Below are 11,645 nucleotides of genomic sequence, written 5' to 3' on the forward strand. Positions count from 1 at the left end.
CCGACGGCCGCATCGTCGACGAACTCCACCACCCCACCGCCGACACCGTCCTGGACCGCATGCGCCGCTTCGACGCCAAGGGCCGCACCAGCTGAGCCCGTTCACACGTCCGAGCCCACCGATCCCCGAGTACCCCCAGGACTGACGCTCCCCCATGTTCCGCACCGCACTGCGCAACGTACTGGCCCACAAGGGCCGACTGCTGATGACGATGCTCGCCGTCCTGCTCGGCACCGCCTTCGTGGCCGGCACCCTCGTCTTCTCCGACACCGTGGGCCAGGCCCTCCGGACCCAGAACTCCAAGAGCTACGCCGACATCGCCGTCACGGTCAGCGACGACTCGGCCGTCGGCCGCGGCTACGACCACGGCGTCAGCCACGCCGCCGGCGCCCCGGCCCTCACCGAGGACGCCCGCCAGAAGATCGCCGCCCTCCCCGGCGTCGCCGACGCCCGCGGGGTCGTCAGCGGCTTCGCCGGCATCGCCGACAAGAAGGGCGCGCTGATCGGCAACGGCTTCTCCACCACCGGCACGAACTACGTGCCGGGCGCCGACGGCACCGACCCGCGCTACCCGCTGGTCCAGGGCCGCGGCCCCAAGGACGCCACCGAGATCGCGCTGGACACCAGGACCGCCGAGAAGGGCGGCTTCAAGGTCGGCGACACCGTCCGGGTCGCGGTCAACGGGCCGGTGATGGAGCTCAAGCTCACCGGCACCCTCCACACCAACGACCCGCGGGTGATGGCCGGGGGCTCGCTGGCCGCCTTCGACGGCGCCACGGCCCAGGACCTCTACCTCAGCCCCGGCCGCTACGCGTCGCTGGACGTCAAGGCCAAGCCCGGCACCGACGACGCCGCGCTGCTCACCGCCGTCAAGCAGGCCCTGCCCCAGGGTGACAACATCGAGGCCCGGACCGGCCGCGAGCTGGCCGCCGCGCAGGACCGGATGATCGCCCAGGGCAGCAAGATCCTGAACACCTTCCTGCTGAGCTTCGCCGCCATCGCCCTGTTCGTCGGCATCTTCATCATCGCCAACACCTTCTCCATGCTGGTCGCCCAGCGCACCAAGGAGCTGGCCCTGCTGCGCGCCGTCGGCGCCACCCGTCGGCAGATCACCCGCTCGGTGAAGATCGAGGCCGCGCTGGTCGGCCTGACCGCCTCGGTCGGCGGCCTGCTGACCGGCATCGGGATCGCCGTCGGGCTCAGGGCGCTGCTCAACGGCCCGATGGACCTCAACCTGCCCGACGGCCCCCTGGTGATCGCCCCCAACACCATCCTGATCGCGCTCGCGGTCGGCGTGCTGGTGACCCTGGTGGCCGCCTGGCTGCCCGCCCGCCGGGCCTCCCGGATCGCCCCGGTGGCGGCGATGAGCGCCGTCGAGCAGCCCGCCACCCAGAAGAGCCTGGTGGTCCGCAACACCGTCGGCCTGCTGTTCTCGGTCGCCGGACTGGGCGGACTGGCCGCCGGTATCAGCGGCAAGGAGGTCAAGCTGGTCGGCCTCGGCGCGGGCGCCCTGCTGCTCGGCGTTTTCGTGCTGACCCCGCTGCTGTCCCGGCCGCTGATCGCGCTTCTCGCCCCGCTGCTGCGCGCCGTGTACGGCACCCCGGGCAAGCTCGCCCAGGAGAACGCGGTGCGCAATCCCCGCCGCACCGCCGCCACCGCCTCGGCGTTGACCATCGGCGTCACCCTGATCACCTCGCTGACCGTGATCGGCGCCTCGGTGAACAAGGCCGTGGACGACTCCACCGACAGCGACATCAAGGCCGACTACACCGTCGCCATGCAGAACGGCACGATGCTGTCCAATGAGGTCGCCACCCAGATCGCCAAGACGCCCGGGGTCAGCGCGATGAGCGTCGAACGCGGCCTCCGGGTCACCGTCGGCCAGGGCGAGGACGACGAGTACCTGACCGCGGTGGACGCGGCGACCATCGACCGGTTGGCCACCGTCAAGATCAAGGAAGGCTCGGCGGACGCGCTCAAGCAGGGCAAGCTGCTGGTCAGTTCCAGCCGCGGCGAGCGCGCCGGCTACCGGCTCGGCGACACCCTCGCCGTCACCTACCCGGACGGCACCAAGGGGTCGCTCACCGTCGGCGGCGTCCTGGAGGCCAACACCGCGCTGGCCCCCGTGATCGCCCCGGATGCCGTGGTCGCCCCGCACGCCCAGCCCGGCTCCGGCCCGGACAAGGTCCTGGTCAAGGGCGACCACGGCGCGACCGAGCAGCTCAAGCAGGCGCTGCGCGACGCCACCGGCGGCAACCCGCTGATCGCGGTCAAGGGCGACAAGGACATCAAGGCGGAGAGCCGCAAGGCCGTCACCGGCCTGCTGAACATGATGTACGGGCTGCTCGGCATGTCCGTGGTGATCGCGGTGCTCGGTGTGGTCAACACCATGGCGATGTCGGTGTTCGAGCGCCGCCGGGAGATCGGCATGCTGCGGGCGATCGGCCTGGACCGGCTGGGCATCCGCCGGATGGTCCGGCTGGAGTCGCTGCTGATCGCGCTGTTCGGCGGGCTGGTCGGGATCGGCCTGGGCATCCTGACCGCCTGGGCGGCGATCCGGACGCTGGCGGACGACCTCAAGGGCATCAGCACCGTGGTGCCGCCGGTGCAGATCGCCTGCTTCCTGCTCGCGGCCGCCGTGATCGGCCTGCTGGCCGCGCTCTGGCCGGCCCACAAGGCGGCGAAGCTGGACATTCTGGGCGCGATCAAGAGCGAGTAGCCTTCCCGCCCCGCGTCACCCCTGGAGCCCCGGACGGTCCGACCGTCCGGGGCTCCGTCGTTACTCCCGCACCGGGACCGGTGCCGGTCCAGGGCGGTCCGGGGCGATCGGTGCCGATCGGTGGCGGCTTGTCGGTGGTGCGTGCAAGGATCGGCGGAAACTGACACAACGTCACACCACGGGGGTGGGTCGTGATTTCGAGCTGGATCACCGGGACGGACTCGAGCGGACACGCGCACACGGCGAAGATCGTCACGCGCGGGAACGACGAACGCTATGTGGAGTGCGACAGCTGCGACTACCAGCGGCGGGTGTCCTGGAGTGCCCGCGACACCGCCGAATCGCACCTGTGGAGCGCCCACGGCGCGTCCGGGTTCCACCAGCGGCTCGCGGCCGGCCCGTGGGTGGCGGCCGGGATCGCGCTGCTGCTGGTGTGCTTCTTCCTGGCCAAGGCCCACGTGTTCTAGGCGTGTCTGACAATTCGCGTCGGCGCGCGCCCGGCGGGAATTGTCAGACACGCCCTGGGGCCTCCGGAACGACCCCGCCCCGCCCGGCGGGTGGCCGGGCGGGGCGGGGGCGGTGCGACTGTGTTGCGGAGGCGTGCGGTGAACTGCCGGGTCAGGCGGCCGGCTTGGCGGCGACCGGCTTCGCCCCGGCCTTGTTCCCGGAGTTCCCGAACAGGTTGAAGAACACGGCCAGCGTGGGCAGCAGGTAGACCAGCCAGATCACCAGCTGCAGCACCGTCGGGTCCGGCTGGAAGTTGAACACGCCCTTCAGAAGGGTGCCGTACCAGCTGTCCTTGGGGATGGTGCTGGAGAAGTCGAAGGCCACGCTGTGCAGGCCGGGCAGCCAGCCGGCCTCCTGGAGGTCGTGCACACCGTAGGCGAGCACGCCGGCCGCGACCACGACCAGCATCGCGCCCGTCCAGGTGAAGAACTTCGCCAGGTTGATCTTCAGCGCGCCGCGGTAGAACAGCCAGCCGAGCACCACCGAGGTGAGCAGGCCGAGGGCGGCGCCGACCAGCGGGTTCCAGCCGTCGTCCGTGGCCTGCACCGCCGACCAGATGAACAGTGCGGTCTCCAGGCCCTCGCGGCCGACCGCCAGGAAGGAGGTGACCACCAGGGCCGTGGTGCCCATCGCGATCGCCGCGTCCAGCTTGCCGTGCAGTTCGGTCTTCAGGTGCCGGGCGGTCCGGCGCATCCAGAACACCATCCAGGTCACCAGCCCGACCGAGATGATCGACAGCGAGCCGCCGAGCGCCTCCTGGGCCTCGAAGGTGAGCTGGGAGGAACCGAACTGCAGCACCGCGCCGAAGACCATGGAGAGCACCACGGCCGCGCTGACGCCCAGCCACACCGGCGACAGCTTGTCCCGGCGGTCGGTCTTGACCAGGTAGGCGATCAGGATGCAGACGACCAGGCTGGCTTCGAGGCCTTCGCGCAGGCCGATCAGGTAGTTGCCGAACACGGCACTCTCCTCGGGGTTCGAACGGGGCGGGGGATCAGCCGAGGAGCGATTGGCCCCACCACTCCCCCGGCTTTCGCACGCCCGCCGGACAGGCGAAGTGGGCGGAGCCGACGTGCTGGATGTACTCGTTGAGCTTGTCGGAGGCCGCGAGGCGCTGCTGCAGCGGCACGAAGGCCTTGCGGGTGTCGCGCTGGTAGGCGAGGAAGAACAGCCCGGCGTCCAGACGGCCGAGGCCGTCGGTGCCGTCGGTGAAGGAGAAGCCGCGGCGCAGGATCATCAGGCCGCCGTTGGCGTCCGGGTGGGCCAGCGCGACGTGCGAGGTCGCGGGCATCGCCTTGAGGTCGGGGGCGTCGTGCTCCTTGGCGCGGCCGTACGGGGCGCCCTCGCCCTTGGTGCGGCCGAAGGTGTCCTCCTGGTCCTTGAGCGAGGCGCGGTCCCAGGTCTCGATGTGCATCCGGATGCGGCGGGCGACCAGGTAGGAGCCCCCGGTCATCCACTCCGGGCCGTCGCCGGGGGCGGCCCAGACGTGCTGGGCCAGGTTGGTGGCGTCGGTGCCCGCGATGTTGTGGGTGCCGTCCTTGAAACCCATCAGGTTGCGCGGGGTCTGCTCGTCCGGGGTGGTCGAGGAGGTCTTGCCGAAGCCGAGCTGGGACCAGCGGATGTTGACGGTGCCCATGCCGATCCGGGCCAGGTTGCGGATCGCGTGCACGGCGACCTGCGGGTCGTCGGCGCAGGCCTGGACGCAGAGGTCGCCGCCGCTGCGCAGCGGGTCGAGCTTGTCGCCCTTGAAGGGGGGCAGTTCGACCAGGGCGTCCGGGCGCTGGGCCTTGATGCCGAAGCGGTCGACGCCGTCCTTCTCGAACAGGCTGGGACCGAAGCCGATGGTGAGGGTGAGCCGGGAGGCGGGCAGGCCGAGCGCCTCGCCGGTGTCGTCCGGCGGGGCCTCCGCCGAGCCGGGAACGGCGCCGGTGCCGACCTCGCGGCCGCCGGTCATCGCGGCGGCCGCCTTGGTCCACTCCTTGAGCAGCTTGACCAGGGACTCCCGGGTGGCCTTCTCGGAGACGTCGAAGGCCGCGAAGTGCAGCCGGTCCTGGACCGGGGTGGCGATCCCGGACTGGTGCTCCCCGTAGAAGGGCACCTCCCCGGCGGCCGTCGCGCTCGCCGCCGGGGCCGGGTCGTCGTCCTGCCGGACGGCTGCGGCCACCGAGCCGACCGCGGCGGCGCCGAGTGCGACGCCCGCACCGGCCCAGCCGATGACGGCGCGGCGGCTGACCGCGCCCGGGTTGGCGGGGGCGGCAGCGGCCGGGGTGCCGTTCTGCTGCTCGTTCTCGGCGTCCATCGGTGGGCGGGCCCTTCTCACTCTCACTGAACTACTGCAACTGCTGGAACTGCCGGTGCCGAACGACTACTTGACGACCACGGCGGCGGCCAGCCGCGACAGCGGCTCGCCCAGCGAGTTGACCGCGTCGGAGAAGGTCTTGCGCTCGGCCTCGGTGACCTTGTCGTACGGCGTGAAGGTGCCGTCGGCCTGCTTGTACTTGGCGAGCAGGGTGGTGATGGCGGCGAACTCGGAGTCCAGGGTCCTGGCCAGCTCCGGGTCCTTCTCGGCGGCGACCGGCTTCAGCAGCTCGTAGGCCTTCTGGGCGCCCTCGACGTTGGCCTGGAAGTCAGCCAGGTCGGTGTGGCTGTAGCGGTCCTCCTCGCCGGTGATCTTGTTGGTGGCGACCTCGTCCAGCAGTTCCTTGGCGCCGTTGGCCATGCTGGTCGCGGTGATCTCCGCCGCGGGGATCTTCTTCTGCCAGTCCTTGAGGTCGGCGACCAACTGGTCGGCGAGGGTCTTCTCCTGGTCGCCGATCTTCGCGTCGGCCCAGAGCGCCTTCTCCAGGCGGTGCCAGCCGGTCCAGGCCTGGCCCTGCTCGAGCTTGTCCTCGCGGGTGTCGGTCTTGGGGTCGACGTCCCCGAAGCTCTCGGCGACCGGCTCGGTGCGCTCCCAGCCGGTGCGCGAGGGCGCGTACAGCGACTTGGCCTTCTCGACGTCGCCAGCCTTGATCGCGGCGGCGAACGCCTCGACGGCCGGAACGGTGAGGTCGGCCTGCTCCTGGGCGTACGTGCGGTAGGAGTCCACGGCGGCGGCCAGGCGCGGGTCGGCCGGGGCGGCGGTGCGGCCGCCCTCGCCGGTGACCGTGATCTTCTGGCGGATGCCGTCGCCGACCATGCCGGGCTTGCAGGCGATCTCGTACGAGCCGGCCTTGATCTCGGCGTTGATGCTGGCCTTGGTGCCGGGGCCGATGTTCTCCCGCTCGGTGACGATCTTGTCGCCGGCGGCGTAGACGTAGACCTCGGTGGTCTTGGAGCCCTTGTTGCTGATGTCCAGCACCACGTGACCGGCCGGGAAGCTGGTCCTGGAGACCTCGCAGGCGGTATCGGTGGCGTTGATCTTCACCGCGTCCGAGCCGCCCGCCTTGTCGTCCTTCTTCGACGCGCAGCCGGCCAGGGCGGCGGTCGCCACGGCGAGGCTGAGCAGCGCGGCTGCGGTGGAACGACGACGGGCGGGCATGGGGGCTCCAACGGAAAAGGGCATGGGGGTGCCAAGGCCGGGTAAAGCGCCGGCCGGGCCGGTGCCTCCTGTTTAGCTAAGGCATACCTTACGTAAGAAGTCTTTACCGTCGATACCCGGCCCCCTGCCCTGCCCGAACCGTTACCTCCCCGCCCGAACCGTCACCTCCCCGGCCGCCGCTCCCCCGGCACCCGACGGGTCGCCGCGCGGGCCGTCCAGCGGCCCTCGTGGCGGCTGATCCGGATCGGGTGGCCGAAGGTGTCGCTGATCAGCTCGGTGGTCATCACCTCGTCCACCGGCCCGGCCGCCAGGCACTCGCCCTCGCGCAGCAGCAGGGCGTGGGTGGTGCTCTCCGGCAGCTCCTCCAGGTGGTGGGTGACCAGCACGCTCGCCAGCTCCGGGTGCTGGTGGCGCAGCAGGTCCAGGCTGTCCAGCAGCAGCTCACGGGCGGTGAGGTCGAGCCCGGTGGCGGGCTCGTCGAGCAGCAGCAGGCGGGGGCTGGGCATCAGCGCGCGGGCGATCAGCGCCCGGCCGCGCTCGCCCTGGGACAGGGTGGTCCACGGCGCGTCGGCCATCGCGGCCATGCCGAGCGTCTCGATCAGCTGCTCGGCCCGCTCCACCGCCTCGGGGGCGGGCTTGCGGTGCCACTCCGGCTCGATCGTGTTGGTGGCCCCGGTGAGCACCACCTCGCGCACGCTCAGCGGCGAGCGCAGGGGGTGGCGCGGGTTGACGTGCCCCAGGTGGGCGCGCAACTCCCGGATGTCGACCCGGCCCAGTCGGCGGCCGAGCACGTCCACGGTGCCCCGGGTCGGGTGGGAGACCGCGCCGAGCAGGGCGAGCAGGGTGGACTTGCCCGCGCCGTTGGGTCCGAGCAGCGCCCAGTGCTCGCCGGGCTGGATCTCCAGGGTGATCCCGCGCAGCAGGTGCCGGCCGTCGCGCACGACGTCCACGTCCTGGGTGTGCAGCAGCGGGCCGTCGAAGGACGGGTCCATGGGGCGGGTCTCCGTTCACGGTGCCGGTCAGGGGGCGGGGCGCCGCACCCGACCGGTCCGGCGCCGACCGTCCGTGTGCACCGTACAACCGTCGGCCGGAGCGGAGTCCGGCCGTCCGCAGAGTGGACCGGCCGGAACCCTGTTGTGCGAAGGGAGTTGGGAGGAACATGGTGCCCTTCAGTGGGGGACGAGGGGGAAACGTGATGGTCGCGGACGAGGAACGATCCGACAGCCTGCACGGGCTGGTCGAGCGGCAGGCCCGCCTCGCACCGCGGGCGGTGGCGGTGCGCTGCGGCGAGGCCGAGCTGACGTACGGCGAACTGGACGCCCGGGCGGACCGGCTGGCCGCCGCACTGGCCGGGCACGGGCTGGCGCCCGGCGGCCGGGCGGCGGTCGCGCTGGGTCGGGGAACCGAGGTGTACGTGGCGCTGCTGGCGGTGCTCAAGGCGGGCGCCGCGTTCGTGCCGCTGGAGCCGACCGCGCCGGACGCACTGCTGCGGCACGTGCTGGCCGACGCCGCGCCCGACCTGGTGGTCACCGAGGAGCGCCACCGGGTGCGGCTGGCGGACGCGGGCCGGGCCCGGCTGCTCTGTCTCGACGAACTGCCCCTGTCGGAGGCGGAGTTCGAGCGTCCCGAGGTCACCCCCGGCGACCTCGCCTGCGTCTTCTACACCTCCGGCTCCACCGGCCTGCCCATCGGCGCGATGGTCGAGCACCGCAACCTGCTGGCCGCGTACGCGGGTTGGCGCGAGGTGTACGGGCTGACGGCCGAGGACCGGATCCTGCAGACGGCGAGCCTGGAGTTCGACGTCTTCACCGCCGACTGGGTCCGGGCGCTGGGCACCGGCGCCACGCTGGTGGTCACCCCGTTCAACCTCACCCTGGACCGCACCGCCGACCTCGCCGCCCTGCCCGCGCTGGTCGCGGAGGAGCGGATCACCGTCCTGGAGCTGAACGTCCGCACCGCGCGCCGCCTCACCGCCCTGCTGGCCGCGAGCGGCGCCGCGATGCCGGGGGTGCGGCTGCTCACCGTCGGCGCCGAGAAGTGGTACCTGGACGAGCAGTTGGACCTGCAACAGCTGCTCGGCGGAGACACCCGGGTGCTGAACGTCTACGGCCTGGCCGAGGCCACCGTGGACAGCACCTGGTTCGAGGTGCGCGGCGCGGCCGCCGCCGAGGGCGCGGAGCGGGTCTCGCTGGTCGGCCGGCCCTTCCCCGGCACCCGGGTGTACGTACTGGGCCCGAACACCGCCCCGGTGGCGCCCGGGCGGGTCGGCGAGATCGCGATCGCGGGCTCCGGCCTGACCCGCGGCTACCTCGACCGGCCCGCGGACACCGCGCGCCGCTTCGTCCGGGCGAACTACGACCCGGACGGGCGGGTACTGCTCACCGGCGACCTCGGGCTGCTGCGGGCGGACGGCGTACTGGAGTTCGTCGGCCGGGCCGCGACCGTGGTCGGCCCGCTGAACGGGGACCGGGCAACCACGGTCACCACCCGGGTCAAGGCCGCGGCCCGCGCCGAGGGCGCGCTGCGCGCCCACCCGGCGGTGCGGGAGGCCGCCGTGGTCGAGGTGCAGCCCGCACCGGGGCGGCGGCTGCTGGTCGGCTACGCGGTGCCCGCACAGGGGGCGCCGGAGGGCGCTTCGGAGGGGGTGGACGGCTGGTCGCTCACCCAGTACCTGCTGGCGGAGCTCAAGGGCTTCTCCGCACCCGCCGCCGTGATCTGCGTCCCGGAGCTGCCGCGCACCCGCGCCGGAAAGCTGGACCGCGCCGCACTGCCGCTGCCGGCCCCGCCCGCGCACGCCGCGCCGCGCTCGGCCAAGTCGGGCGGCAGCCGGAAGGGCGGCGGCAAGGCCGGGGGCGGGGCGAACGGCACGGAGGCGACGAGCTGCCTGGCGCTGTTCATCACGGTGGTCGCCACCGTCCTCAGCCGGGCCCTCACCGACGACTTCTTCCCCGGCTCCACGGACCTCTCGGGAGTGCCCGGCACGTACCACTTCTGGTTCGGGCTCCTCTACTTCTGCGAGTGCGCCGCGTTCGGCGGCGGGCTGGCCTTCCTGCTCCTCGGCCTCCCCTCGGTGCTGCGCCAGGGCCGCTCGCTCCGGCTGTCGCTGCTCACCCACCTTTCGGTGTCCTGGCTGCTCGCCAACTGGTGGCTGCAGGACAACCTCTACCGGCTGACCGCGGCCACCGACTGGCCGCGCGAGACGACGATGGTCTACGTGTTCAACATTCCGCTGATGCTGGCCGCGGTGATCGTCGTGACCTTCCTGCTGAGCAAGCCGAAACCGAAGACGAAGCCGTAGGGCTCAGCCCAACGCAGCTCGACTCGGCTCGGCCCAACCCAACCCAGCCCGGCCAGCTCCGCCCGGCTCGGCTCAGCCCAGCGCCTCGAACATCCCGGTCAGCGCGTGGTTGGCCGCCTCGACCAGCGCCTGCGCGGCGTCCAGCGCCTCGCCGTCCGACCCGGCCAGGGCCAGGCCGACGACGGGCTCGGGGTCGTGGCAGGCGGTCGGGATCAGCGGCAGCAGGGTGACGTCGAGCCGGGCGCAGCGCGGGCGCAGCCGCTCCAGGTGGTCGTGCAGCGCCTCGGGGGCGAGCCGGGCGCCGAGCGGCATCGCGTCCATGGTGCGGACCAGATGGCCCGGGCCGCGCACCTGGTCGAGGCGCTCGCGCAGCATGAAGGCGATGGCGGGGCCGGTGAGCCGCAGGTTGATCTCGGTGGGGGCGAGCCGGCGCTGGCGGTCGGTGACGAAGTCGACGTCGTACCAGCCGCGGTAGCCGTCGGCGGCCAGCCGCTCCCCCACCGCGAGGGCGAAGGCGCGGGCCGTCTCGGCGGCGGCCCGCGGCACCGCGCCGGGGCCGACGGTGACGCCCTGGTAGCGGGTTCCGGCCACCTCCATCACGCCCGCCCCGACCGGGTGCACGGTACCGTCCGGGCCGATGACGGCGTCGTAGGTGAGGTCGCGAAGCCGGGCGGCCGGGCCCGGGTCCACGTACTCCTCCAACAGCAACTCTCCGTCCGGCGGCAGGATTTCGGAGCGCACCAGGTGGCGCAGCAGGGCGCCACCGCCGCCGGCGGCGAACAGTTCGGCGGGCTCGACCACGACGGTGCCGTAGCCGCCGACGCCGTGCGGGCTCTTCAGCACGGTGGTCAGGCCGCGGGCGGCGCGGACGGTCAGTCTGCGGACGGCCCGGCGGCGACCGCCCGGGCGCTCCTGCTGCGGCAGCACGACCCCGGGGTGTGCGGGCGCGAGCTGCGCGAACAGCCCGTGCGCGGCGGCCTTGGACTCGTAGCGATGGACGGCGGCCAGCCCGGGCCCCTCGCCCTGGGCCGCCGTGCGGCCCCAACTGACCACCGGACGGCCGGAGTCCGCGATCGACGCGGCCAGCGCCGGTCGCGCGGCGAGCGCTTCGGCGAGCGTCCGGTCGGACGCCACACCGCTGTGCACCTCGACCGGGCCCCACCTCAACTCCCGGCCCAGCCAGTCGGTCCACTCCCGGTCCACCTCGGCGGGCAGCACCAGCACCGCCGGCTCCGGGCTGTACCCGACGGCCAGGCAGGCGTAGTGGTGCGCCTGGCGCAGCCGCCGCACGCGCTGCTCGGCGTCCATCCCGGGCGCGAAGAACTGCGCGTTGAAGTCCGCGACGTTCCCGAGGTGCACCGCCGCCCGACCGCCGGTCCAGGCCCCCACCCATCCGTCCATGGAGCGAGAGCTTAGGGCGTCGGAGCGCCGACAGGCACCGCGCGCGCGGTAGTCGGCGGTCACGACGGCAGTGTGGACGGCTTGTTAAGTTCCGATCATTTTTGACCCGACAAGGACACAACTTGGCAAAGTTATGACCTTTCCTCTAGCTCAATCTGACTGATCGCCGTCAATCTCGGTCGCAGCTCTTTGCAGCCCCTTTC

The 11,645-nt window shown here is 72.6% G+C and carries 8 protein-coding genes and 1 pseudogene; 4 read left to right on the forward strand and 5 right to left on the reverse strand.

Annotated features, from left to right (window positions below):
* From ACZ7BZ_RS10630 to ACZ7BZ_RS10640, 3 genes and pseudogenes are all read left to right on the forward strand, one after another.
* A pseudogene (locus tag ACZ7BZ_RS10630) lies at positions 1 to 95 on the forward strand (ABC transporter ATP-binding protein); the annotation flags it as partial.
* Positions 96 to 154: 59 nt separating this feature from the next.
* Positions 155 to 2,719, forward strand: a complete 2,565-nt coding sequence (locus tag ACZ7BZ_RS10635; protein ID WP_470358035.1) for an ABC transporter permease — start codon at positions 155 to 157, stop codon at positions 2,717 to 2,719.
* Between the two features lie 278 nt (positions 2,720 to 2,997).
* Positions 2,998 to 3,186, forward strand: a complete 189-nt coding sequence (locus ACZ7BZ_RS10640; RefSeq protein WP_470358036.1) for a hypothetical protein — start codon at positions 2,998 to 3,000, stop codon at positions 3,184 to 3,186.
* Between the two features lie 151 nt (positions 3,187 to 3,337).
* On the opposite strand, the gene efeU is transcribed toward ACZ7BZ_RS10640, so the two are convergent.
* From efeU to ACZ7BZ_RS10660, 4 genes are all read right to left on the reverse strand, one after another.
* Positions 3,338 to 4,186: an iron uptake transporter permease EfeU gene (gene efeU, locus ACZ7BZ_RS10645; protein ID WP_470358037.1), complete on the reverse strand. Its 849-nt coding sequence runs from the start codon at positions 4,184 to 4,186 to the stop codon at positions 3,338 to 3,340.
* A gap of 34 nt (positions 4,187 to 4,220) precedes the next feature.
* Positions 4,221 to 5,525, reverse strand: a complete 1,305-nt coding sequence (gene efeB, locus ACZ7BZ_RS10650) for an iron uptake transporter deferrochelatase/peroxidase subunit (protein ID WP_470358038.1) — start codon at positions 5,523 to 5,525, stop codon at positions 4,221 to 4,223.
* 66 nt (positions 5,526 to 5,591) lie between these two features.
* On the reverse strand, positions 5,592 to 6,743 hold the full coding sequence (gene efeO, locus ACZ7BZ_RS10655; RefSeq protein WP_470358039.1) for an iron uptake system protein EfeO: 1,152 nt from the start codon (positions 6,741 to 6,743) through the stop codon (positions 5,592 to 5,594).
* Between the two features lie 161 nt (positions 6,744 to 6,904).
* Complete coding sequence (locus ACZ7BZ_RS10660) at positions 6,905 to 7,735, reverse strand: ABC transporter ATP-binding protein (protein ID WP_470358040.1); 831 nt, start codon at positions 7,733 to 7,735, stop codon at positions 6,905 to 6,907.
* Positions 7,736 to 7,938: 203 nt separating this feature from the next.
* On the opposite strand from ACZ7BZ_RS10660, the gene ACZ7BZ_RS10665 reads away from it, so the two are divergent.
* Positions 7,939 to 10,041 carry an AMP-binding protein gene (locus ACZ7BZ_RS10665; RefSeq protein WP_470358266.1) on the forward strand — a complete coding sequence of 701 codons (2,103 nt, stop codon included), beginning with the start codon at positions 7,939 to 7,941 and terminating at the stop codon, positions 10,039 to 10,041.
* Positions 10,042 to 10,113: 72 nt separating this feature from the next.
* Here the strand turns inward: ACZ7BZ_RS10665 and ACZ7BZ_RS10670 are convergent, their stop codons facing one another.
* On the reverse strand, positions 10,114 to 11,442 hold the full coding sequence (locus ACZ7BZ_RS10670; protein WP_470358041.1) for a hypothetical protein: 1,329 nt from the start codon (positions 11,440 to 11,442) through the stop codon (positions 10,114 to 10,116).
* Positions 11,443 to 11,645 lie beyond the last annotated feature (203 nt).

It is taken from the genome of Kitasatospora sp. NPDC036934 (assembly GCF_055608425.1).